At 62.9% G+C, this 24,386-nt stretch carries 22 protein-coding genes; 3 read left to right on the top strand and 19 right to left on the bottom strand.

What is annotated here, in order from left to right:
* Positions 1-3: 3 nt before the first annotated feature.
* The 7 genes from ACQUSY_RS00960 to ACQUSY_RS00930 all read right to left on the bottom strand — a co-directional run bounded on the left by ACQUSY_RS00960 (position 4) and on the right by ACQUSY_RS00930 (position 7,951).
* Positions 4-834 (bottom strand): shikimate dehydrogenase family protein, encoded by an 831-nt coding sequence (locus tag ACQUSY_RS00960; protein ID WP_428902646.1) that lies wholly within the window; start codon positions 832-834, stop codon positions 4-6.
* Positions 834-2,261, bottom strand: coding sequence for an endolytic transglycosylase MltG (gene mltG, locus ACQUSY_RS00955; RefSeq protein ID WP_428902645.1), 1,428 nt, complete (start codon positions 2,259-2,261; stop codon positions 834-836). The genes ACQUSY_RS00960 and mltG overlap by 1 nt, the downstream gene beginning before the upstream one ends.
* Complete coding sequence (gene ruvX, locus ACQUSY_RS00950; protein WP_428902644.1) at positions 2,258-2,731, bottom strand: Holliday junction resolvase RuvX; 474 nt, start codon at positions 2,729-2,731, stop codon at positions 2,258-2,260. The genes mltG and ruvX overlap by 4 nt, the downstream gene beginning before the upstream one ends.
* On the bottom strand, positions 2,728-5,388 hold the full coding sequence (alaS, locus tag ACQUSY_RS00945; RefSeq protein ID WP_428902643.1) for an alanine--tRNA ligase: 2,661 nt from the start codon (positions 5,386-5,388) through the stop codon (positions 2,728-2,730). The genes ruvX and alaS overlap by 4 nt, the downstream gene beginning before the upstream one ends.
* A gap of 42 nt (positions 5,389-5,430) precedes the next feature.
* The gene (locus tag ACQUSY_RS00940) at positions 5,431-5,703 is read right to left on the bottom strand and encodes an ATPase (protein WP_428902642.1); all 273 of its coding nucleotides are present in this window, start codon (positions 5,701-5,703) and stop codon (positions 5,431-5,433) included.
* A gap of 60 nt (positions 5,704-5,763) precedes the next feature.
* Positions 5,764-6,393, bottom strand: a complete 630-nt coding sequence (gene rpsD, locus ACQUSY_RS00935) for a 30S ribosomal protein S4 (protein WP_217337645.1) — start codon at positions 6,391-6,393, stop codon at positions 5,764-5,766.
* Positions 6,394-6,634: 241 nt separating this feature from the next.
* Positions 6,635-7,951 carry a replication-associated recombination protein A gene (locus ACQUSY_RS00930; RefSeq protein WP_428902641.1) on the bottom strand — a complete coding sequence of 439 codons (1,317 nt, stop codon included), beginning with the start codon at positions 7,949-7,951 and terminating at the stop codon, positions 6,635-6,637.
* 422 nt (positions 7,952-8,373) lie between these two features.
* On the opposite strand from ACQUSY_RS00930, the gene ACQUSY_RS00925 reads away from it, so the two are divergent.
* Entirely contained in the window at positions 8,374-9,648 is a 1,275-nt protein-coding gene (locus tag ACQUSY_RS00925) for a DUF349 domain-containing protein (protein WP_428902735.1), read from the top strand.
* A gap of 140 nt (positions 9,649-9,788) precedes the next feature.
* Positions 9,789-10,331, top strand: coding sequence for a hypothetical protein (locus ACQUSY_RS00920; protein WP_428902640.1), 543 nt, complete (start codon positions 9,789-9,791; stop codon positions 10,329-10,331).
* On the opposite strand, the gene ACQUSY_RS00915 is transcribed toward ACQUSY_RS00920, so the two are convergent.
* The 10 genes from ACQUSY_RS00915 to pdxS form a co-directional block, all read right to left on the bottom strand.
* Entirely contained in the window at positions 10,318-12,573 is a 2,256-nt protein-coding gene (locus ACQUSY_RS00915; RefSeq protein ID WP_428902639.1) for a RelA/SpoT family protein, read from the bottom strand. The genes ACQUSY_RS00920 and ACQUSY_RS00915 overlap by 14 nt on opposite strands.
* A gap of 59 nt (positions 12,574-12,632) precedes the next feature.
* Positions 12,633-13,628: a protein translocase subunit SecF gene (gene secF, locus ACQUSY_RS00910; RefSeq protein ID WP_428902638.1), complete on the bottom strand. Its 996-nt coding sequence runs from the start codon at positions 13,626-13,628 to the stop codon at positions 12,633-12,635.
* On the bottom strand, positions 13,628-15,355 hold the full coding sequence (gene secD, locus ACQUSY_RS00905; protein ID WP_428902637.1) for a protein translocase subunit SecD: 1,728 nt from the start codon (positions 15,353-15,355) through the stop codon (positions 13,628-13,630). The genes secF and secD overlap by 1 nt, the downstream gene beginning before the upstream one ends.
* A 57-nt stretch (positions 15,356-15,412) precedes the next feature.
* Entirely contained in the window at positions 15,413-15,799 is a 387-nt protein-coding gene (locus tag ACQUSY_RS00900; protein ID WP_428902636.1) for a preprotein translocase subunit YajC, read from the bottom strand.
* Positions 15,800-15,849: 50 nt separating this feature from the next.
* On the bottom strand, positions 15,850-16,878 hold the full coding sequence (ruvB, locus tag ACQUSY_RS00895; RefSeq protein WP_428902635.1) for a Holliday junction branch migration DNA helicase RuvB: 1,029 nt from the start codon (positions 16,876-16,878) through the stop codon (positions 15,850-15,852).
* Positions 16,875-17,483 (bottom strand): Holliday junction branch migration protein RuvA, encoded by a 609-nt coding sequence (gene ruvA / locus ACQUSY_RS00890; protein ID WP_428902634.1) that lies wholly within the window; start codon positions 17,481-17,483, stop codon positions 16,875-16,877. Before ruvA ends, ruvB begins: the two co-directional genes overlap by 4 nt.
* Before the next feature lie 63 nt (positions 17,484-17,546).
* Entirely contained in the window at positions 17,547-18,110 is a 564-nt protein-coding gene (gene ruvC, locus ACQUSY_RS00885; protein ID WP_428902633.1) for a crossover junction endodeoxyribonuclease RuvC, read from the bottom strand.
* A 50-nt stretch (positions 18,111-18,160) separates the two neighbouring features.
* Complete coding sequence (locus tag ACQUSY_RS00880) at positions 18,161-18,922, bottom strand: YebC/PmpR family DNA-binding transcriptional regulator (protein ID WP_428902632.1); 762 nt, start codon at positions 18,920-18,922, stop codon at positions 18,161-18,163.
* A gap of 45 nt (positions 18,923-18,967) precedes the next feature.
* The gene (pdxT, locus tag ACQUSY_RS00875) at positions 18,968-19,552 is read right to left on the bottom strand and encodes a pyridoxal 5'-phosphate synthase glutaminase subunit PdxT (RefSeq protein ID WP_428902631.1); all 585 of its coding nucleotides are present in this window, start codon (positions 19,550-19,552) and stop codon (positions 18,968-18,970) included.
* Positions 19,553-19,554: 2 nt separating this feature from the next.
* Positions 19,555-20,445 (bottom strand): pyridoxal 5'-phosphate synthase lyase subunit PdxS, encoded by an 891-nt coding sequence (pdxS, locus tag ACQUSY_RS00870; protein WP_428902630.1) that lies wholly within the window; start codon positions 20,443-20,445, stop codon positions 19,555-19,557.
* Positions 20,446-20,539: 94 nt separating this feature from the next.
* Between pdxS and ACQUSY_RS00865 the strand changes: the two genes are divergently transcribed.
* Positions 20,540-21,853 (top strand): aminotransferase class I/II-fold pyridoxal phosphate-dependent enzyme, encoded by a 1,314-nt coding sequence (locus ACQUSY_RS00865; RefSeq protein ID WP_428902629.1) that lies wholly within the window; start codon positions 20,540-20,542, stop codon positions 21,851-21,853.
* 35 nt (positions 21,854-21,888) lie between these two features.
* Here ACQUSY_RS00865 and ACQUSY_RS00860 read toward each other — a convergent pair whose 3' ends face one another.
* Both ACQUSY_RS00860 and thrS read right to left on the bottom strand, forming a co-directional pair.
* Complete coding sequence (locus ACQUSY_RS00860) at positions 21,889-22,437, bottom strand: HIT family protein (RefSeq protein ID WP_428902628.1); 549 nt, start codon at positions 22,435-22,437, stop codon at positions 21,889-21,891.
* Positions 22,434-24,362, bottom strand: a complete 1,929-nt coding sequence (gene thrS / locus ACQUSY_RS00855; RefSeq protein ID WP_428902734.1) for a threonine--tRNA ligase — start codon at positions 24,360-24,362, stop codon at positions 22,434-22,436. The genes ACQUSY_RS00860 and thrS overlap by 4 nt, the downstream gene beginning before the upstream one ends.
* Positions 24,363-24,386 lie beyond the last annotated feature (24 nt).

Genomic DNA, 24,386 nt, shown 5'->3' with positions numbered 1-24,386 from the left:
GTTCTAGTCTCCCATGAGCGCGGCACGCATCGCGGCCAAGATGACATCCTCGTTCACGAGCGGTGCATGAACGTCTTCGTTCACGAAGACACGCACCTGGAGAAGTGCCTGGTGAAGGAGCATGAGTTCGCCAGAAGCGGCCGGTTTGCCGAGCGCAGTGAAAGCTCCGGCGAGTTGCGTCGGCCAGGGTGCATACACGGCGTCCAGTAGCACTCCCCCGGTTTCAGCCAGTCCAACGGCACTCGCATCCGACACCGTGGTTCCGCCCGGCAACGTCGCAATCGTGGCATCAACGGAACCGAATCGGTCAACGTCGTCGAGCGCGATCGCCGTGGCCGTCACACCCAGCGCGCCAGCGGCCTGCAGAATCGGCATGGCCTTCGATGGTGTCCGTGCGATGACCTCAACTGTTTCCGCGCCTGCTTCAGCAAGCGCAACCATGGCGGAAGCGGCCGTGGCGCCGGCGCCGACAATACGAGCGCGCGAGACTTCGGTGACGCCGTTTTCGCGCAGGGCGCCGAGAAAGCCGCCAATGTCGGTGTTGAATCCGCGCACGGTTCCGCGCCCGAGAAGCAGCGTGTTGACCGAACCGGTGCGCTCCGCGCGCTCATCTCGCCACTGGGCGGCCGCGAATGCCGCCTCCTTGAGCGGCATGGTCAGCGAAAGACCACGGTACGAGTCGTCGAGGCCGCTCAGTTCGGCATCAAACCGTGCGGCGCTGACCTGGCGGCGTGAGTATTGCCAATCAAGCCCCAGCGCGGCGTATGCCGCGGCGTGAAGCAGCGGTGACCGGCTGTGTTCAATCGGGTCTCCCCAAACCTGCAGCGCGACCATTAGTCGTAGCAGCCCGAGTCGGGGTTCTCTTCACACCAGTCGTGCCACACCTTTTCAGCCTCCAGCTGCTCCGCGTACGTCTCCGAGAAGATCGTCTCACCCGTGTTCAGGTTGACTGTCACGAAGTAGAACCAGGGGCCCGGCTCGGGGTGCATGGCTGCGTCAATTGCTTCGTCACCGCTGTTGGCGATGGGGCCTGCCGGGAGTCCGGGGTGTAGGTAGGTGTTGTAGGGGTTGTCGTTGGCGCGGTCTTCGTCCGTCGTTGCCACGACGCCGTCGTGCAACTTGCCGACGCCATACGCGACCGTCGAGTCCATCTGCAGCAGACCGAACGTCTCCGTGTTGTCCGGACCGAGACGGTTGTAGATCACCTGAGCCACCTTGCCCATGTCACCGGCACCCGCTTCACGCTGGATGATGGCGGCAACCGTCAAAATGCGTTGACGTTCGTCGACCGGAACACCGGCGTTATCAAGCGACTGCACGGTGCGGTTCACCATCGCAGTGATCACGTCTGTCGCGGTGACACCGTCATTAAAGTCGTACGTCGCTGGAAAGAGCCAACCCTCAAGGGTCGGCGCCGACACGCCATAAACCGACGGGTCAGCCGTCGCCGCCTGCAGGTCTTCAATCGGAATCTGCAGCGACTCGGCGATCGTCGGCAAAATCGTCTGCAGGGTCTCACCTTCGCGTAGCAGTACGGCGTTCGAGAGCTTGTTTTCAGCGTTGCCAAGCACCTCGGCGGCAGCCGCGGCCGTCATCTTTTCCTGCAGCTGGTACGTGCCCGGGTAGAAGGTCGGCGTCGGCGGGTTCTCGCGGAGCCAGTCGTAGAAGATCTCGTCGGTCTTCGTTACACCCGCATCGTGCAGGGCGTACGAAATCTGGAGTCCGCCGTCACCAGGGTGAATCGTGAACATCACTTCGCCTTCGGCAAGACCCGCTTCGTAGTCTTTAGGCTCGCCCGTGCCGAGGAAGTCTTGAATCTTCTCGCCGTACGTGTTCCAGACCCAGATTCCGCCCGCGGTTAGTCCGCCGAGCAGGGCCAGTACAACAACGAGCGCGACAATGCAGCCGGCGCGCTTCTTTTTCTTCGGGCGGTCTTCGCGCATGTCGCGCACGTCGTCGAAAATGTCGGTCAAGGAGGTCTCCGGCGTCACGTCGTCATCGGCGTTAGTGGGTACAGCTCCGGTGCGCATCGCGTACGACGATACGTCTGACCGGCGGGGAAAGAGTTCGGCGGCCTCACGCGCAACAGCGGGGTCAACTGCTGCCTCGGGAGTCGCAGTCGGAACCACGGCTGCAGGAGCCGCCGCGGGTTCCGTCTCGGGGGGTACGGGTACCGGGGTCGCCACGTTTTCTTGGTGAGCCGCCGCTTCACGCATTTCACGACGTGAGCGCGGCTGATCATCGTTGGTGGGAGTCGTCATGACGCAGGCTCCGATTCAGAGGAGATCAGAAACCCGGGTGTAGTTCCTGAACGCTTTTCGGTGTCGATGGCCTGCTGCAGAATGACTACGGCCGCGACCTGATCGACAATGCTACGGGAGTTCTTCTGGTTGCGACCAGAGGCACGCAGTGCCGAATGCGCCGTGACCGTGCTCAGCCGCTCGTCGACCATCCGCACCGGGATGTCGCCGCGGGCGAGCTCTTCGGCAAATGCGCGCGCGTCAGCCGTCGACGGTGTTTCTTCACCGCGGAGATTCATCGGCAGGCCGATGACGTACTCCAATGTGCTGTAGTCGGCCGCGATTTCACGCACGCGGGCGACCGCGTGCTCATCGCGCGGAACCGTTTCGATCGGCGTCGCCAGCATGCCGTCGGGGTCACATTTCGCGACCCCGACGCGTGCTTTACCCACATCGATTCCGATGCGGGTGCCGCGACGAAATTCGCTCACGCGGCCCCTACGGCTCGGCTGACAGCGTCAAGAGCGGCCGGGATCGCCTGTGGGTCTGTGCCACCGCCCTGCGCCATGTCGGGCTTGCCGCCACCGCCACCGCCGAGAACGCCCGAAGCGATCTTGACGAGCGCGCCCGCCTGCGCACCAGCGGCGCGAGCCGAAGCCGTCGTCGCGACGACGATAACCGGGCGATCACCGGCAACACCAGCAAGGGCGACAACAGCCTGCTGCGACATGAGGCGCTCACGCACCAGCGTCACGAGGGCACGCACGTCATCAGCCGAACCGACGGTTCCGAGGTTCTCAGCCACAATCGTCCAGCCATCGCGCGTCAAAGCACCGGCCACGAGGTTCGGCACCTTGTCGGCAAGTGCACGCGACTCGAACGCCGCAATCTTCTTCTCGGCGGTCTTCAGGTTGGCGCTGAGCTCAGCGATGCGGGCAGCCAGCTGGTCGCGCGGCGTCTTGAGCGATGCGGTGAGCTCGTTCACGAGCGCGCGCTCCGCTGCCAGCTCACGGAAAGCGTCTTGACCAACGAGTGCCTCGATGCGACGGTTCGAGGCACCAACCGATGCTTCACCGACGAGGCTCACGAGACCAATCTCAGCCGACGTCGAGACGTGCGTACCAGCGCACAGCTCACGCGACCACGGGCCACCGATGTCGACCATGCGCACGGTTTCGCCGTACTTCTCGCCGAATAGCGCCATGGCTCCAGCAGCCTTGGCGTCGTCCAGCGACATGATGCGCGTGGTGACCTCCATGTTGGCCTGCACGGCGTTGTTCGTGATCTCTTCGATTTCGGTCTTGGTTTCGGCGCTCAGCGCCTGGTTCCATGCGAAGTCGAAGCGCATGTAGCCCGCGCGGTTGAGCGAGCCCGCCTGCGTTGCCGTCTTGCCCAGCGTGTCGCGCAGAGCAGCGTGCACGAGGTGCGTTGCTGAGTGCGCCTGCTGCGCTGCACGACGGTTGGCAGCGTCAACGACGGTCGTCGCGGCGGCGTCAATCGTGACTTCACCCGTGAGCACCTCGACGGTGTGACTGATGAGACCAGGAACGGGCTTCTGCACGTCGATGACCTCGAGCTCAAAGCCGTCACCGATGATCGTGCCTTTGTCAGCCACCTGGCCACCAGACTCGGCGTACAGTGCGGTCTCCGCGAGAATCACTTCGGCGATGTCGCCGGCACGAGCAACCGTGACGGGCAGACCGTCAACGAGAATGCCGAGCACCCGCGATGACGTCTCGAGGTCGCTGTACCCGGTGAACACCGTCTCGCCGAGCGAGCGGAACTCCGAGTACACCGTGAGGTCAGCGATCTGGCGCTTACGCGACTTCGCGTCAGCCTTCGCACGGGTGCGCTGCGCGAGCATGAGCTCGTCAAAAGCGGCACGGTCAACCGTGATACCCGCCTCTTCAGCGATCTCGAGCGTCAAGTCAATCGGGAAGCCGTAGGTGTCGTGAAGGAGGAATGCCTCGGGGCCCGCCAGCGTGGTTCCGCCAGCCTTCTTCGCTTCGTCAATGGCCTCATCGAGAATCGCGGAACCAGCGGTCAGTGTGCGCAGGAATGTCTCTTCTTCGCCGAGTGCGTAGCGCTCGATACGAGCCCAATCGGTGGCCAGGATCGGGTAGCTCTCCTGCATCGCGTCGCGCGAAGCGGCGAACAGGTGCGCGAACGTGGGGCCTTCAACGCCGAGCAGGCGCATCGAGCGGATCGTGCGGCGCATGAGGCGACGCAGAATGTAGCCGCGCCCCTCGTTCGACGGCGTGACACCGTCGCTGAGGAGCATCATGGCGCTACGAACGTGGTCGGCGATAACGCGGAAGCGCACGTCGTCTTCAGCGTTGGCGCCGTACTCGCGGCCCGAGAGCTCAACAGCCTTGTCGAGGACAGGGCGAACCTGGTCGATCTCGTACATGTTCTCGACGTTCTGCTTGATGAAAGCAACGCGCTCGAGACCCATGCCGGTGTCGATGTTCTTGTTGGGCAGCTCACCAACGATGTCGAAGTCGACCTTCGAGCGCACGTTGGCGATGAGATCCTGCATGAACACGAGGTTCCAGATCTCGAGGAAGCGGTTGTCGTCAACAGCCGGGCCGCCCTCCTTGCCGTAGGCAGGACCGCGGTCGTAGTAAATCTCGGAGCAGGGGCCAGCCGGGCCGGGCTGACCGGTGTGCCAGTAGTTGTCTTCGGCGCCGAGGCGCTGAATACGCTCGATCGGAAGCCCCGCAACCTTCTGCCACAGTTCGGCAGCTTCGTCGTCAGACTCGAAAACGGTGACCCAGAGGTCTTCGGGGTTGAAGCCGAGGCCGCCCTCAGCTTCGGGGGTCGTCAGCAGACCCCACGCCATGCGGATGGCCTCTTCCTTGAAGTAGTCGCCGAACGACCAGTTGCCGAGCATCTGGAAGAACGTGCCGTGGCGGGCGGTTTTACCCACCTCTTCAATGTCGTTGGTGCGGATGCACTTCTGCACGTCGGCGGCGCGCGCGTACGGCGCCGGAACCACGCCGGTGAGATACGGGATGAACGGAACCATGCCCGCAATCGTGAACAGAATCGACGGGTCATCGCTGACCAGCGACGCCGACGGCACGATGGTGTGGTCGTTCTTCTCGAAGTAGTTCAGATAACGCTGTGCGATGTCCGCGGTCTTCATAACGTGGGGAGTCGTTCCTTATAGAGCGTGAAGCTCGGTGAATCAGTTGGTCTGCTGAACGCTGGACGCGTTCGCGACAGAGGCAGAGACGTCGGAGGCAATGGCGTGAAGCGTGCTCTGCTGGTCACGGTACGCGTCAGACATGCGATCGGTGAACTCGGTGATGCGGGCATCGACCTGTTCGAACAGTTCGTGGCCACGCGGATCTTTATTAATCAGGTGAGCCGCGATCAAGCCGCCGATGATGCCCAGCGTGAACCACCGCAGGTTCTTCATGTCGTATTCCTCGTCGTCGGGCGCTTCACGCGCGTGCATCTCCATCGTAGACGCGAAGAGGCGCCGGGTATTCCCGACGCCTCTCCAAAAGCGCTGTGATTAGCGAGCTGCGTAGTACTCGACGACGAGCTGAACTTCACAGGTCACGGGGACCTCTGCGCGCTTCGGAGCGCGCACAAGGCGTGCCTGAAGCTTGTCGAGCTGAACCTCGAGGTAACCGGGAACCGGGGGCAGAACGTCGGCGTGTCCGCCGGCTGCTGCAACCTGGAACGGCTCAAGAGCTTCGCTCTTCTCCTTGACGTGGATGAGCTGACCCGGCTTCACGCGGAAGGACGGGCGGTCAACCAGCTGGCCGTCAACGAGGATGTGGCGGTGCACGACGAGCTGACGTGCCTGTGCCGTGGTGCGAGCGAAACCTGCACGCAGCACGAGAGCGTCAAGACGCACCTCGAGGATCTCGACCAGGTTTTCACCGGTCAGACCGTCAACGCGGCGAGCCTCGTTGAATGCAATGCGGAGCTGCTTCTCGCGAATGCCGTACTGGGCGCGAAGACGCTGCTTCTCGCGAAGACGAACAGCGTAGTCGCTGTCTGCCTTGCGCTTGGTGCGGCCGTGCTCACCGGGGCCGTATGCGCGCTTTTCGAGAATGCGTGCAGCCTTGGGGGTAAGCGGGATTCCGAGCGAGCGCGACAGGCGCGCCTTGCTACGGGTACGAGACTTCGTCGACACGAAGGCCCTTCCTTTCTGACGTGGTCACGTCGTTCATGACTCACGGGCGTATCCCCGCTTTCTCGCCCGCTGAATGCGCACGCCGGGGCGCTCACAGTGGTGATAAAGAGAAAGGGGATGCTCGAAAACTTGGTTCGAGCCGCGTCAATGCTACCAGATAGGGAGAAGCGAGTCTGAGAGGCCGCGGGGGTAAAAACTGCAGTGGCTGTGCGGAACCAGGGGTACTGCTGGGCGCGCCGTGTCAGCCTTCGAGGATGCGGCGAATGCGCTCGAGGCGAGCGGCGACGTCACGTTCGGCGCCAAGATTCTTGGGCTCGTAGTAGCGCCTACCGACGAGCTCGTCAGGCAGGTACTGCTGCGACACGACACCCACTTCGTTGTCGTGCGGATATTTATAGCCCTTGCCGTGGCCGAGACGCTTTGCACCGGCGTAGTGCGCGTCTCTTATCGGTTTGGGTACGCGACCGAACCCGCCGGCGCGCACATCGGCGATTGCCGCGTCGATCGCGACGTAAGCGGCATTCGACTTGGCGGTCGTCGCAAGATACGCAGTCGCCTCGGCGAGCGGGATGCGCCCCTCCGGCATTCCAATGAAGGCAACAGCGTCGGCAGCTGCAACAGCAATAACGAGCGCTTGCGGGTCAGCAAGCCCAATATCTTCTGCCGCCGAGATGACGAGTCGTCGGGCAATGAAGCGTGGGTCTTCGCCCGCCTCGATCATGCGCGCCAGGTAGTGGATGGCCGCGTCGACGTCGGAACCACGGATCGACTTTATGAACGCACTCACAACGTCGTAGTGTTCGTCACCCTGACGGTCGTACCGTAGGAGGGCGCGGTCGACGGCCTGAGAAACATGCTCGGCTGTGATGGTGCCTTCGCCGTTGTCATCGCCTGCAACGACGGCGGCGGCCTCCAGCGCGGTGAGGGCACGACGGGCGTCCCCCGACGCGAGGTACACGAGCGCGTGCAGTGCTTCGGGCTCCACCGCGACCTTGCCGTTCAGCCCGCGCACGTCGGCAACGGCGCGCTCGACCAGAATCGTGAGGTCTTCATCGGTGAGCGGTGCCAGGGTCAGCAGCAGCGAACGAGAAAGCAACGGCGAAATCACCGAGAATGAGGGGTTCTCCGTCGTCGCCGCGATCAGAATGATCCAACCGTTTTCAACGCCCGGCAGGAGGGCGTCTTGCTGAGCCTTCGTGAAGCGGTGAATCTCATCGAGAAACAGAATCGTGCTCGCGCCGTACAGGTCGCGCTGGGTCATGGCATCTTGCATGACCTCACGCACGTCTTTTACGCCCGCGGTAATGGCGCTCAGCTCAACGAAGCGCCTGCCACTGGATCGGGCGATAGCCTGCGCGAGGGTGGTCTTGCCGGTGCCGGGAGGCCCCCACAAGATCACGGAGACGGCACCGGGTGCGGCATCACGATCAGCGAGCTTGACGAGCGGCGAGCCCGGGCGCAACAAGTGTTGCTGACCGGCGACCTCTTCAAGAGATGTCGGGCGCATTCTCACGGCAAGCGGAGTTTGGCCCTGGTGAAGCGCAGCCGACGTGGTCATACCCTCATGCTATCGGCGACCTCCGACGCTCGGCGTCTTGCCGCCGAGCCACCAGGTTCCACTCTCCCCCACCAGGTAACACACCCGGTGTCGTTTTGGAAGAGGGTTGAACTGAACTCTGCGGTGCGTACTAGGCTGTTGCTGTCCTTTCCACTCCACCACGGCGGCCGCCGCGTCAGGAGAATCACGTGTCGAGCACAGAGCCCACCAACGAAGAAGTAACGACCGCCGAGGTCGCCGCTGAAACTGTCGAAACCCCCGAGCAGGAGGTGACGACAAACGACGGTGCTGTCGAGCAGACGCAGAACGAAGATACTTCCGCGCCGAAGCCTGCGGCAGACGAGACTCCCGCCGAGGAGACTCCGGCTGCTGAGGCCCCGGCTGCCACGCCCGCTCCGGCTGCTACGCCGAAGCCCGCACCCATGCCGCGACCGGTGCCCAAGGCCCCGGCAAAGCCCGCAGTTCCTGCCGCTCCCGCGGAACCGTGGGGTCGCGTTGACGAAGCCGGCGTGGTTTCGGTGCGCGAAGGTAGCGAATGGCGCGTTGTCGGCGAATACCCGGACGGCACGCCCGACGAGGCTCTCGCCTACTTCGTACGCAAGTTTGAGGAGCTGGAGTTCAAGGTTCGCATTCTGGAGCAGCGCCGTAGTGGCGGTGCATCCGCAGCCGACCTTGCACAGCAGGCTGGCCACGTCAGCAAGGAACTCGATGGCGCTGCCGCCGTTGGCGACCTTGCCGGTCTCACGAAGCGCGTCGCCGCGCTCACCGAGACGCTGAGTGCCGCAACCGAAGAAGAACAGCGCGCCCAGCGCGAAGCGGTTGACGCCGCGATCGCCGAGCGCACCGTGCTGGTTGAGAAGGCCGAAGCCCTCGCCGCTCGTGACCCGAAGACGGTGCAATGGAAGGTCGCATCCGCAGACCTCTCCGCGCTCTTCGACGCGTGGCAGGCACACCAGCAGACCGGTCCGCGTCTGCCGAAGAACACCGCGAACGAACTGTGGAAGCGTTTCCGCAACGCCCGAAGCACCGTTGAGCGTCACCGTCGCGAATTCTTCGCGCAGCTGGACGAGACCCACAAGGGTGCTCGCCAGACGAAGACGAAGCTCGTTGAGCGCGCTGAGGCTCTCGCTTCGCGAGGCGAAGAGGGTATCGCCGCATACCGCTCGCTGCTTGACGAGTGGAAGGCTTCGGGTCGCGCCGGCCGTAAGGTCGACGACGCGCTGTGGGCACGTTTCAAGGCGGCCGGTGACGCGCTGTACTCCGCGCGCTCAGAGCGCGACGCCGCTGAGCAGGCAGAGTCGCTGCCGCTCATCGAGGCCCGCAAGGCTCTCCTGGTTGAGGCCGCCGCTGTCGCCGACGAGGCTGACCTGCGCAAGGCTCGCCAGCTGCTGACCGGTATCCAGCGTCGCTGGGACGAGGTTGGTCGCATCTTCCCGCGCGACAAGGAGCGCCAGCTCGACGACGAAATGCGCAAGATCGAGCAGGCACTGCGCTCGCGCGAAGACGTCGACTGGAAGAAGAACAACCCGGAGACGCAGGCTCGCGCCGATGGCATGAGCCGTCAGTTGCTTGACGCTATCGAGAAGCTCGAGGCAGACCTCGCTGCCGCTGAGAAGGCTGGCAACGCGAAGGCTGTCAAGGTAGCCCAGGAGGCTCTCGACGCACGTCGTGCATGGCTGAAGGCGCTCGGCGCCTAAGTCGTTTTCTGATTCGAAGGGGTGTCGCGCTCAGCGCGGCACCCCTTCACTTTTTTCCACCACCGACGTTATGGTTCCATTTCTCCACAGAATGTGACGGAACCACGAGGCGGCATCCGCGCGAGGGGGACACTGGAGGCATGAGTCATGCCGTGAGGTTTCCGGGAGATGCGCTCTCGCTCGCAGAGCTCAGCGCTGCCGCGCTCGATGGCGACGTTGTCGCACTCGGCGAGGGCTACGTGCCGACCGACGCACCGGAGACGCCGTGGTTACGCGCGCGGTCACTAGCACCGGCGCTCGCCCCCACGTTGGCCGCTACGCATGCGCTGGCAGCGTGGGTGTGGGGCGCGCATGCCGAGTGTCCGACAGTTCTGACCGTGCAGCGAGCCACCGAGCATCGGGTCAATGCCGCGCCGCGCGCCCGTGTTGTCTATCGGGACGGCTTTGTCGGCACCGACGACCTCGTGTGGTTTGGTGATGTCGCGGTCACGACCATCGCGCGCACCGTCGCTGACCTCGCGCGTGCCCGCGATCTCGCGGTGATCACGCTGATGGCGTTCAATCATCGCACGGCGGTCGTTGAGGGTCTGGCGTGGTGTCTGCACCACACGCGACTGCCAGGCGTTCCGAAAGCAATCGCGCTCTTGGAGCGCCTGGACGCGGGCCCGACTACGACTGCGTGACGCGGTAAACGTCGTACACCGCGTCAATGCGACGCACTGCGTTGAGAACGCGGTCGAGGTGAACGGTGTCACCCATCTCGAAGACAAAGCGGCTGAGCGCCAACCGGTCGGTCGTGGTCTGCACCGTCGCCGACAGAATGTTCACGTGGTGCTCTGAGAGCACGCTCGTGACGTCAGACAACAGGCCAGAGCGGTCGAGGGCTTCAACCTGAATCTGCACCATGAAGACGCTCTTCGTCGTCGGCGCCCAGTCCACCTCGATGAGGCGATCCTTGTCTTGCTTGAGGGCGGCGACGTTGTTGCAGTCTGCACGGTGCACGCTCACGCCGCTACCGCGCGTCACGAAACCGACGATCGCATCGCCCGGCACCGGCGTGCAGCACTTCGCAAGCTTCACCAGAATATCGGGGGCTCCACGCACAAGAATGCCGGAGTCGCCGTTGCGAGGTGCACGCGATTTCCCGACCGTCGGGATTTCGATCGGCCCCGTTGTCGTGTCGTCGGCGTTGACAATCGCGGCGACCTTTTCAAGCACGGACTGCGTGGAAATGTGGCCCTCGCCGACGGCGGCGTACAACGCCGAGACGTCTTCGTACCGCATCTGCAGGGCGACTTCCAAGAACGAGTCTTGGTTCATGAGGCGCTGCAGCGGCAGGTTTTGACGACGCATCGCGCGGGCGATCGCATCTTTACCCTGTTCGATGGCTTCTTCGCGCCGTTCCTTCGTGAACCAGCCACGAATCTTGTTGCGTGCACGCGTTGACGCAACGAAGTTCAGCCAATCTTGGCTGGGGCCGGCATCCGGGTTCTTCGACGTGAAGACTTCGACGATCTCACCGGAGTTGAGCTTGGTTTCCAAGGGCACGAGGCGGCCATTTACCTTGGCGCCCATCGTTCGGTGGCCAATCTCGGTGTGCACGGCGTACGCGAAGTCCACGGGGGTCGCACCGCTCGGCAGACCAATAACGCGGCCCTTCGGCGTGAAGACGTAGACTTCTTTCGCGCCAATCTCAAAGCGCAACGAGTCAAGGAACTCGCCCGGGTCAGCCGTTTCGGCACCCCAGTCGGAAATGCGCGCGACCCATGCCAGGTCGGCGTCAGTCGACTTGCTGTCCGGGCGGTTGCCCGCCATGCGCTCTTTGTACGCCCAGTGTGCAGCCACACCGTACTCAGCTTGCTGGTGCATTTCGTAGGTACGAATCTGCAGCTCAACCGTGCGTCCGCCGGGCCCAATAACGGTCGTATGCAGCGACTGATAGAGGTTGAACTTGGGTGTTGCGATGTAGTCCTTGAACCGGCCGGGCAGCGGCGTCCAGCGCGCGTGTAAGGCACCGAGAACTGCGTAGCAATCGCGCACGGTGGGCACCAGCACGCGAATGCCGATGAGGTCATAAATGTCATCGAACGAGCGGCCGCGCACGATCATCTTCTGATAGACCGAGTACAACTGCTTCGGGCGACCCGCGACCTTGCCCTTGATGCGCTGAGCGCGCAGGTCTTCTTCAACGGCTGAGATAACGCTCTTGACGTACTGCTCGCGTTGCGGCGTGCGCTGCTTGACGAGGGATTCGATCTCGGCGTACATCTTCGGGTGCAACACCGCGAAAGACAGGTCTTCGAGCTCGCTCTTGACCGTTTGGATACCAAGACGGTGCGCCAGCGGAGCATAGATCTCGAGGGTCTCCGTCGCCTTCTTCGCTGCCTTCTCCGTGGGAACGAAGCCCCACGTGCGCGCGTTATGCAGGCGGTCGGCCAACTTGATCATCAGCACACGAATGTCTTTCGACATTGCGATGATCATTTTGCGTACGGTCTCGGCCTGGGCGCTCTCGCCGTACTTGACCTTGTCGAGCTTGGTTACGCCATCGACAAGAAGGGCAACCTCATCGCCGAACTCTGCCTGCAGCTCTTCGAGCGCGTAGCCGGTGTCTTCGACGGTGTCGTGCAGGAGTGCCGCAGCAATAGCGCGCGGGCCGAGGCCGATTTCAGCAAGGATCTGCGCAACAGCGACCGGGTGCGTGATGTACGGCTCACCGCTCTGGCGCTTTTGACCATCGTGCTTTTCCGACGCGACTTCGTACGCGCGCTCGATGATCGTGAGGTCACCGCGCGGGTGGTGCGAACGGACAGTCCGAAGCAAGTGCTCCAGGTCGTCACGGCGCACTGAACGCGAGAAGATACGCGGAACCATCCAGCGCAGGCTGGAGTGATTGCCGGGGGCAGGAGGAAGCGTGTCAGACATGAATCCTCCTCCCCCGGTCTGTCAGCTCATCATATGCGCAGGCCTGGCCTGCGCGCGTCTTAGGCCGCTTCGCGAGCCGCGAGGACCTTGGCGTCGTGACGCTGAATCTCTGGTTCCGACTCACGCAACCACGAGTACAGCGGTGCCGCGACAAACAGCGTGGAGTATGCGGCCACGATGATACCGACGGTGATCGACAGCGAAATGTCACTGAGCGTCTGCGCGCCCATCCACATGGCACCAATGATGAGGATCGCACCGACCGGGAGCACGGCCACGATCGAGGTGTTGATCGAGCGAATCAGCGTCTGGTTCACACCGAGGTTGACCGATTCACCAAACGTGCGGGTCGAGGCCGAGCCCTGTTCCCACGTGGTTTCGCGAATCTTGTCGAAGACGACGGTGGTGTCGTACAGCGAGTAGCCGAGGATCGTCAGGAAGCCGATGACGGCTGCCGGCGAGATCTCGAAGCCAAACGCGGCGTAAACGCCCAGCGTGATGATCAGCACATCCACGAGACCGATGATGGCAGCGAGCGACATCTTCCACGTGCGGAAGTAGATCGCCAGGATCAGGAAGGCGAGTGCAAGGAAGACACCCAAGCCCCACAGCGACTGCTTCGTGACGTCAGCACCCCATGACGGACCGACGAAGCTTGCCGTGACCGCCTTGCTTTCGTCGACGCCGAACGTGTCAGCTAGAGCGGCAGACACCGAACGGGTGTCTTCCTGCGACATCTGCGACGTTTGCACTCGGATATCGGTGCCACCGATCGTGGTGACCTTCGTCGTCGCCTCAGGCACCACGCTGATGACAGCGTCGCGCGCGTCCGCCTGCGCCTGAATCGAATCATCAGCCGTTGTCGCGCCGGAAACAGTGAACTGGGATCCGCCGGTGAACTCAATCGAGAACTGCGGAACGCGGATGAAGAGCACGGCGATCGAAGCGATCACCAGTGAGAGCGCAATCACAAACCAGAGCTTGCGCTTCTGCACGAAGGGAACGGAGCGTTCACCGGTGTACAGGTCATTACCGAGCTGACTCATTGCACCCATTAGTCTTCATTCCTTTCTTTCGTCGTGGTGGCATTTCGGGCGACAGCAGCCTCCGCAGCCTTGCGTTCTGCGATCGTCTGACGGCGCTGCGCTTCGCCGCGGCTCTTGAGATCCTTCGCGCTCTTGCCACGGCTCGGGGCCGCGGTCGGCAGTGACTTGAACTGCGCACGCTCACGGTAGACAGCACCGAGTGCGTCCGGGTTCATACCCGACAGCGGGTGGCCTGCGCCGAAGAATCGGGTGCGAGCCAGCAGCTGCATGACCGGGTGCGTGAACAGGATGAAGATCAGCACGTCGATGACGGTGGTCAGACCCAGCGTGAATGCGAAGCCCTTGACAGACGAGTCTGCCAGCACATAGAGCACGACAGCTGCCAGAACGTTGACCGACTTCGAGATGTAGATGGTGCGCTTCGCGCGGTCCCAACCGTCTTCAACAGCGTGAGTAACCGACTTGCCATCACGAAGTTCGTCTCGAATACGTTCGAAGTACACGATGAACGAGTCGGCCGTGAAACCAATGGTCACGATCAAACCGGCCACACCGGCGAGCGACAGACGGAAGCCCATGCGCCACGCCAAAATACACAGCGTCACGTAGGTGATGACCGCCATGACGGCGAGGGACGCGATGATCACGACACCGAGTGCGCGGTACGAGAGCAACGAGTACAGGGCAACGAGAGCGAGACCAATAAGCGCGGCAATCAGACCGATCTGCAGCTGCTGGGTACCCAGCGTTGCCGAGATCTGCGAGTTCGACTCCGTAACGAAGCTCAGCGGCAGAGCACCAAACTTCAGCTGCTCAGCGAGCGCCTTGGTTCCCTCAGCGTCCAACGTCGGGCCAGAGATCGACGGACGACCGTCGAGAATCTGAGCCTGCATTTCCGGTGCGGAAATGACGAGACCGTCAAGCACGAAGGCAAACTGACGCTGCGAGCCCGTCATCGTCACGAGGCGCTTGCTGATCTCAGCAAAGATCTTCGTGCCCTCGTCGTCGAAGTCGAGCTGAACGAGCCACTGCGCACGCTGCTGGTCGTAGCCGTTCGTGGCGTCGTCAATGTGCGAGCCATCGAGTTCGACCGGACCGAGGATGTACTTCGTGAAGCCGTCGGCGTCACAAGCAATCATGGCCGCGTCAGGATCAGCCTTCGAAGGGTCTTCCTGCGGCGCAGCACAGTCAAACGCGTTGAACTCGGCAGCGAGCTTCTCGGTGACCCAGTTGAGGTCAGAAGCGTTCGTCGGTTCCGCAGCGGGCGTTGCCGCCAGCGACTGCGTCGGCCACGGGTACGGGGTCTCCGTGCCGTCTTCACCGATGAAGGTGTTTGCACCCTGCGATGCCACCAGCACCGGGCGCAGCGTCATCTGTGCGCTCGCCTCGAGACGGTCACTCGTCTCCTGGTCAATGGTTCCGGGAACCTGCACGACGATGTTGCGGCCACCCTCGGTGAGGATCTCGGACTCCGAGACACCCGACGCGTCAACACGCTGGCGGATGATGCCGACCGCCTGCTGCAGCTGCTCCGGCGACGGGTTAGCGCCATCTTCGGTCTGCGCCGACAGGGTGATCTGGGTGCCGCCCTGAAGGTCGAGCGCGAGCTCGGGAGTCCATGAGCTCTTCTCGAACACGTGCACGCCCAAAGCATTGACGCCGAAAAGAACCGCGATGACGGCGATGAGTCCGGTGAGGGCACGCCAGGCATGCCGGACTGGAGTTGATGTGGCCACGAATGGTCAGCTTTCTACACAGGCGCTCATCGCTGAGCGCGCGGTCACTGTGAGGTCTTAGCCGTTGTTGTCGAGACGACGACGCGTTTCTTCGGCTGACTCGATGTTCGGCTCGTCGTTGATGCTCTCGTTGGCAGGCGCGTCGAAAGACTCTTCCTGCTCGATCGGCTCAACAATGCGCAGGATCGCCTGGCTGTGCGCCTTGATTACGACGCCGGGAGCAATCTCAACCTCGGCCGGAGCGTCGAGATCTTCGGGGTTGTAGCTCACGATGGTGCCGTAAATACCGCTCTGAAGAAGAACCTCAGCGCCGGGAACCGTCTGGCTCTGCTTGGCTTCCTGCTCTTCCTTCATCTTCTTCATGCGCTTACGCGAGTTGAACATCATGAAGACGAGGAGCGCGCCCGCGAGGACGAGCAGAATCATGCCGCTGGGATCTTGCATCAGAAATTGTGCCTTTCGGGCTTTAAAGGGTAGTGAGAAACCTTCAGCGATTATAAATCATCGAAACGGAAGGCACCGTCGGAATGAGGGATTCCGAGGTGAGCGTACGCTTCGGGCATCGCGATTCGTCCTCGCGGTGTGCGACCCATGAACCCGATTCGCACCAGGTATGGCTCAACCACACTCTCAACCGTATCGGCTTCTTCACCTACCGCAACCGCGAGCGTCGAGAGTCCGACCGGGCCGCCCCGGAATTTACGCACGAGCGCTTCCAGAACTGTGCGGTCAAGGCGGTCAAGCCCGATGGCGTCGACGTCATAGAGATCAAGTGCTGCCGAGACGGCCTCGAGGTCTGAGTCGACACGGTGTACCAACAGGTAGTCGCGCACGCGGCGGAGCAACCGGTTCGCAATTCGCGGGGTGCCACGTGAGCGTCGTGCAATCTCACCGCGAGCCTCTGGCCCCAGGCCCACGCCGATGACGAGCGACGAGCGCTCCACTACCTGCTCGAGCTCGGACGCATCGTAGTACTCAAGGTGCGCGGTGAATCCGAAACGATCGCGTAGGGGGTTCGGGAGCATGCCGGATCGCGTCGTGGCGCCAACGAGGGTGAACGGCGCAAGTTCCAGCGGAATGCTCGTGGCACCGGCTCCCTTACCCACCATGATGTCGATGCGAAAGTCTTCCATCGCGAGGTAGAGCATTTCTTCCGCCGAGCGCGCCATGCGGTGAATCTCGTCGATGAAGAGCACCTCCCCCGGCATAAGGCTCGACAGCAGTGCAGCCAAGTCGCCAGCGTGCTGAATTGCGGGGCCGGATGACAGTCGTAGCGGCCGGTTTGATTCGTGCGCGACGATCATCGCGAGCGTCGTCTTGCCAAGCCCAGGAGGGCCCGACAGCAAAATGTGATCGGGCGTGCGGTTTTGGATGCGGGCGGCTTCAAGAAGTAGCTCGAGTTGACCGCGCACTTTGTGCTGGCCGATGAAGTCATCGAGTGATGCCGGACGCAACGCGCCTTCAATGGCAAGCTCAGTGTCGTCTTGCGCCGCAGGCGAGACCGGACTGATATCGTCGCTCATCGGCTCCCCTGTGGTCCGAGTGTGGCAAGTGCCCGGCGCAACAGTGCCTGAACGCTGGCGCGCTCAGCTTCGGTAGCGTCGGCTGCCACGGTAGCAACAGCGTCGGCGGCGAGACGTTCGTTCCAGCCGAGGCCCGCGAGAGCCGCCGTGACCTGCTCGGCGACAGCCGGCGCGACCGCTCCAGAAACCACAGCACCAGCAACCGGCGGTGCGATCTTGCCGGCCAGTTGCACCACGATGAGCTTCGCTGTCTTTGGCCCAATACCGGAAACTTTGCGGAACGGCTTATCGTCGTCGTCGGCAACAGCCTGGGCGATCTGGTCGGCGGTCAACGTCGACAACACGCCCAGTGCCGATTTCGGGCCGACCCCAGTCACCGAAATAAGGATGACGAAAACCCCAAGTTCTTCGCGCTCCAGAAAGCCGTAGAGACTCAGCGCATCTTCGCGAACCACCAGGTGCGTGTGCAGCACCAAAACGTCGCCGACGCGCGCCGTACGGGCGACATCCGGCGGCACCGCGACGGTGAAGCCCACGCCACCCACATCGATGATGACGCTGTCGAGCGCCGCATGGAGTACGGGGCCACGAAGAGAAGAGATCATGGTTCCACCCTACGCGCGGATCGTAGTTATGTTCGACAACACTCCGAAAGTCATCGATTGCGTTCAGGCGCGACGCGAGCGGCGCTCCGCATCGGCCCACGCGCGCTGAGCGGGCGTCAATCCCCCACTCGCCGCAGCAACGACCGGACCGCGACGCCACGCGTGGCAGAGTGCCAGGGCGAGCGCGTCAGCAGCATCGGCTGGCTTCGGCAACTCATCAAGACGCAAGACTCGCGCCACCATCGTCTGCACCTGAAGCTTCTCGGCATTGCCGTAGCCGGTGACGGCAGCCTTCACTTCGCTCGGCGTGTGCGTCGCGGTGGGAATGCCTCGTTCAGCCGCGAGCATCAACGCGACGCCAGACGCTTGCGCCGTTGCCATGACGGTGGACTTGTTGTGCTGCGCAAAGACGCGCTCCACGGCGACGGCTTCAGGAGAAAACTCATCGAGTACGCCGCGTATCCCCTGGGCGATCAACGCCAGGCGCACGCCCGGCTCGTCGTCGGGTGATGACCGAATAACGCCCACGTGCACGAGTGATGCCGTGCGATTGGGATTGACATCGACCACGCCGACGCCACACCGGGTCAGGCCGGGGTCGATCCCCAAAACGCGCAGAGTGCTCACACATCAACGGTATGTGAGCACTCCGACGTTAAGCGCGGGGCGCGCTGAGACTACTCGTCTTCAGCCTCGAGCTCAGCCTGCACCTCGGGGGTCAGGTCGAAGTTCGCGTAGACGTTCTGCACGTCTTCGCTGTCTTCCAGTGCGTCGATGAGACGGAAGATCTTACGCGCGGTCTCCGCATCAACTTCGACCTTGAGGTTCGGCACGAACTGCGCTTCTGCACTGTCGTACTCGATACCTGCCTCCTGCAGCGCGGTACGCGTAGCAATGAGATCGCCAGGCTCGGTGATGACCTCGAAGGTTTCGCCCTCGTTGGTGATCTCTTCGGCTCCAGCCTCGAGCGCTACCATCATGACGTCGTCTTCGGTGGTGCCTTCAATCGGAACTTCGATGACACCCTTGCGTGCGAAGTTGTAGGCGACGGAACCAGGGTCTGCGAGCGTGCCGCCGTTGCGGCTGAGAGCCGTACGGACTTCTGCCGCTGCGCGGTTCTTGTTGTCGGTGAGACACTCGACCATGAGCGCGACGCCGTTGGGGCCGTACGCTTCGTACATGATCGAGGTGTACTCAACAGCCTCGCCACCGATACCAGCGCCACGCTTGATGGCACGGTCGATGTTGTCTTTCGGAACCGACGTCTTCTTCGCCTTGAGGACGGCGTCAAAGAGCGTGGGGTTACCGGCGAGGTCGGCGCCGCCGAGCTTCGCTGCAACCTCGATGTTCTTGATGAGCTTTGCCCACGACTTCGCGCGACGCGCGTCGATGACGGCCTTCTTGTGCTTCGTGGTTGCCCATTTGGAATGCCCTGACATATGTCTCCGCTCGTGTTTTGCGCCACTCAGTTTACGCGTAGATCGTCATCGTCGCCGGATCTCGGCGATTAAGCGCACAAATGCCTCATGTAAACGCGGGTCACCAGATACTTCTGGGTGAAACGAAACACCGATGCGGTGGCCATCATGTACGCCGACGATGCGGCCGTCTGGCAGCGTGGCGATGACGTCGACACCCTCCCCCACCTCCGTAACAATCGGGGCCCGAATGAAGGAGGCGTCGATCGCGCCGATGCCAGCGACGTCGACGGTGGTGTCGAACGAGTCACGCTGTGAGCCGAAGGCGTTGCGTTCGACCGTGACGTCAAGCCCACCGAGGGTTTGTTGCCCGGGCGCTGCGCCGGTAATGCGATCAGCCAGCATGATGAGCCCGGCGCACGTGCCAAGCACCGGTAAGCCCGCGCCGATCGCTGCCCGCAGCGGCTCGCGCAGCCCAAAGAGTCGGGTCAGACGATCGATCACACCGGACTCGCCTCCCGGCAGAATCAGCCCATCAATCCCGTCGAGATCCTCAGTACGGCGCACGGCGCGTGACGGTACCGCGAGGTGTTCGAGCATCGCGATGTGCTCGCTGACTCCGCCCTGGAGGGCGAGCACACCGACGATCATACTTACCAGCCGCGCTCTGCGAGACGGTGCGGGGCGGCGAGGTCGGCAACGTTGATACCAACCATTGCTTCGCCCAGACCGCGCGAAACATCGGCGATAACGTGCGGGTCATCGAAGTAGGTCGTCGCCTTCACGATGGCCGCTGCACGTGCTGCCGGGTTGCCGGACTTGAAGATGCCGGACCCAACAAACACGCCGTCAGCGCCGAGTTGCATCATCATGGCCGCGTCAGCAGGCGTCGCAACGCCACCGGCAACGAAGAGCACGACGGGAAGCTGGCCGGTGGCGGCAACCTCGGCGACGAGGTCGTACGGAGCCTGCAGCTCCTTGGCAGCGACGTAGAGTTCGTCCTTCGTCTTGGCGCGCAGCGCGTTGATCTCCGCCTTGATTGTGCGAATGTGCTTCGTGGCCTCCGATACGTCACCCGTGCCTGCTTCACCCTTGGAGCGGATCATTGCGGCGCCTTCGGTGATGCGGCGCAGGGCTTCGCCGAGGTTGGTCGCACCACAAACGAACGGGATCTCGTGGTTCCACTTATCGATGTGGTTGATGTAGTCAGCGGGCGACAGCACTTCAGACTCGTCGATGTAGTCGACGCCAAGCGCACCGAGAACCTGCGCCTCGACGAAGTGGCCAATACGAGCCTTCGCCATGACCGGAATCGACACGGCAGCCTTGATGCCATCGATCAGGTCAGGGTCACTCATGCGCGCAACGCCACCCTGGGCACGAATGTCTGCGGGCACGCGCTCCAGCGCCATGACGGCAACGGCGCCAGCGTCTTCGGCGATGCGCGCTTGCTCAGCGGTGACGACATCCATGATGACGCCACCCTTCAACATGTCTGCGAGGCCGCGCTTGACGCGCGTCGTGGCGGTAGTAGATTCAGTCATTCCGGGCTCCTAGAACAGAAGATATGTCAATGATTAATTTGACCTATGCCATAAAGTAGCACGCGTGAGCACCATAGAGTGGAGGTGAGTAAATATGACGCAACACATTGAAGGAACCACGGCCGCCGAGATCGCCGAAAGCGTGCGCGCCCTCGTGGATCGCGGCACGCTCACCCCTGGCACGATGCTGCCCCCGGTACGCGCACTGGCCGATCAGCTCGGCGTTAACCGCAACACCGCGGTGGCGGCTTACCGCCTACTCTCGCAAGCCGGCGTCACGACATCAGCCGGCCGCGCTGGCACGCGCGTCAATGGTTCCGCTCACTCTCCGCAAGACGGCTACGCGCATGGCACCGTGCTGCGCGATGTGGGGTCCGGCAACCCTGACCCCACGCTCATTCCGCCGCTCGCTCCCGCGCTCGCGGCGCTGGCCGACCGCCCGGTGATGTATGGCGAACCGACGATCGACACCGACCTCGAACAGTGGGCGCGGCAGTGGTGCACTCCTGATCTTGCGCCCAGCGATATCGCCATCACGGTGACGAGCGGTGCGGTTGACGCAATCGAGCGACTCCTCGCCGGTGCGCTCGTGCGTGATGACGCCGTCGGCCTCGAAGACCCGTGCTTTCTTGCCAGCATCCACACCGTAAAGCTCGGCGGCTATCGTGCTGTCGGCATGGCGGTTGACGCGGAAGGCATTACTCCTAGCGGTCTGCGCGCGGCACTCGATGCCGGCGTACGTGCCATCGTCACGACGCCCCGTGCGCAAAACCCGACGGGCGTGACAATGACGCCGTCGCGCGCGGCCGAGCTTCGCGCCATTCTTGCCGAGCACCCGTACGTTCTCGTGATTGAAGACGATCACTTCTCGATGTTGGCGCCGCAAGCCCCGCAGAGCATCATCGGACCAGAACATCAGCGGTTCGCCCTGGTGCGGTCAGTGTCGAAGTTCTTGGGCCCCGACATGGGCTTGGCGATCGTTGCCACCGACCCGCACACCCAGTCGCGTCTCGCGATGCGGTTGAGCCCCGGAACCACGTGGGTGAGCCACATTCTGCAGCGGCTCACGCTGAGTCAGCTCACCTCGCCCACAGCGCAAGCGCTCGTCGCCGACGCGGCGAAGCACTACGCCGCACGCAATGCCGCGTTTGCGAGCTTGCTGACCGCGCGCGGTATCGCGGCTCCGGCGCTATCGGCCATCAGTTTGTGGGTCGATACCGGCGTTTCGGCCGACGCCGTCGTGCGCGAACTGATGAAGCGTGGCTGGCTCGCGCGTACGGAAGACGAATTTGCCCTGCACCGCTCCCCTGGTTCCGGCTCCCATGTTCGCCTCACTGTGCACGATTTGGCAGATGAAGACCAGCGCCAGCTCGCGGACGACCTGGCGCTGGCTATTACGAGACAATAGCCTTCCGGTGGCTGCTCGGGGTGCGAGCATTCGTCCTAATCAGTTGTTGGCCACGCGTCAGCGACGGCCTGGCGGACCTCGCCGAGGAGCTGCGGCAAGGCCTTCGTTTTGGCAATGATAGGGAAGAAGTTCGCGTCTGTCTCCCACCGCGGCACGATGTGCTGGTGCAAGTGCGCGGCAACGCCAGCTCCGGCCACACGCCCCTGGTTCATACCGAGGTTGAAGCCATCACAGTTCGACACGACACGCAAAACGCGCATCGCGATCTGCGTCAGTTCACCGATTTCAGCAACTTCTTCTGCCGTTGCTTCGTCGTACATGCCGATGTGGCGGTACGGGCACACCAGTAGGTGACCGGAGTTGTACGGAAACAGGTTCAGTAGCACAAAGGCGTGCGTACCGCGGTGCACGATGAGCCCCTGCTCATCACTCATGTACGGTGCGGCGCAGAATGGGCACTCGTCGACGAGAGGCTGTGGCCCCGCCTGGATGTAGGCCATCCGGTGCGGGGTCCACAGCCGCTGAAACTCATCAGGCACGCCTGCGAGGTGGGCGGCTGATTCGAGTTCAGCGTCGTTCGTCATGCGAAGTCAGCCTCGTTCAGCACGACACGGTGGTCGGCAATCGCACGCTTGATCAGTTCGACGGCCTCGCTGATCGGCACACCGTTGCGAGTGGAACCATCACGGAAGCGGAACGAAACGGTTCCGGCTTCCTGGTCTTGGGCACCGGCGATGAGGATGAGCGGAACCTTCGACGTCGTGTGGTTGCGGATCTTCTTCTGCATACGCTCGTCGCTCCGGTCAAGCTCCGCACGCACGCCGGCGGCGCGGAGCTGCTTGATGACGTCGTCGAGGTACGGCGCGAAATCATCGGCAACGGGGACACCAACGACCTGTGCGGGAGCGAGCCAGAGCGGGAAATCACCAGCGTAGTGCTCCAGCAGGATCGCGAAGAAGCGCTCGACAGAGCCGAGGAGAGCGCGGTGAATCATCACCGGGCGGTGCTTCGCGCCGTCGGGGCCGGTGTATTCGAGCTCGAAACGCTCGGGCTGGTTGAAGTCGAGCTGAATCGTCGACATCTGCCAGGTGCGGCCAATTGCGTCGCGTGCCTGCACGGAGATCTTCGGGCCGTAGAACGCGGCGCCGCCGAGGTCGTCGACGAGTTCGAGACCCGATTCAACAGCCACTTCGCGCAACGTTTCGATCGCGGTGGTCCACTGCTCGGGCTCGCCGAGGAACTTCGGGTTTCCGATTTCGTTGGTCGATAGCTCGAGGTAGAAGTCGTTGAGTCCGTAGTCGCGGAGCAGCTCAAGCACGAGGTTGAGGTTCGTGGTCAGCTCTTCGCGCACCTGATCTTGTGTGACGTAAATGTGCGCATCGTCCTGGGTCAAGCCGCGCACGCGCGTCAGACCCGACAGCGTGCCGCTCTTCTCGTAGCGGTAAACGGTTCCGAACTCTGCAAAGCGCAGCGGCAACTCGCGGTAGCTGCGCCCGCGTGAGCGGAAGATCAGGTTGTGGAAGGGGCAGTTCATCGGCTTCAGGTAGTAGTCCTGGCCCTGGCGAGTGATGTTGCCCTCGTCATCAACGACCTCATCGAGGTGCATCGGGGGGAACATGCCGTCGGCGTAGGTCTGCAGGTGACCCGACGTCTGGAAGAGGTCTTTCTTCGTGATGTGCGGCGAATTAACAACGTCGTAGCCGTTGCGCAACAGGTGACGACGCAGGTTCTCTTCGATCTCGTAGCGGATGATCCCACCCTTGGGGTGGAACACCGCGAGACCCGAACCAATTTCGTCAGGGAAGGAGAAGAGATCCATCTCGACACCGAGCTTGCGGTGGTCGCGACGCTCCGCCTCTGCCAGGCGCTCATGGTACGCACGCAGTTCGTCCTTCGACGGCCACGCGGTTCCGTAAATGCGCTGCAGCTGCGGGTTCTTCTCCGAACCGCGCCAGTAGGCGGCAGCGACGCGCGTCAGCGCCCAGCCGTTGCCGGCCATGCGGGTGCTCGGCACGTGCGGGCCCCGGCACAGGTCTTTCCATGCCGTCTCGCCGTCACGAGTGACGTTGTCGTAGATCGTGAGTTCGCCTTCGCCAACCTCGACGCTCGCACCCTCAGCGGCCTCGGCGCTACCGCCCTTAAGGCCGATCAGCTCCAGCTTGAACGGCTCGTTTGCGAGCTCAGCACGAGCCTCATCGTCGGTGACAACACGACGCACGAAGCGCTGGCCGTCGCGAACGATCGACTGCATCTCCTTCGTGATGGCCTTGAGGTCTTCTGGCGTGAAGGGCGTGTCGACCTGGAAGTCATAGTAGAAACCGTCGGTGATGGGCGGGCCAATGCCGAGGTTTGACTGCGGGCGCAACCGCTGCACAGCCTGCGCCATGATGTGCGCCGTGGAGTGACGGAGAATAGCCAAGCCGTCGGCGCTGTCGATCGTAATCGGCTCGACAGTGTCGTCAGCAGTAACCTGCGTTGCGAGGTCTTTCTGCGCGCCGTTAACGCGCATGGCGATAACGGACTTGTCGGAAAA

Source organism: Microbacterium daqui (assembly GCF_050408675.1).
Taxonomy (GTDB): Bacteria; Actinomycetota; Actinomycetes; order Actinomycetales; family Microbacteriaceae; genus Microbacterium.
The sequence above is the reverse complement of the archived record's forward strand: the minus strand, read 5'-3'. Positions and strand labels throughout refer to the sequence as shown.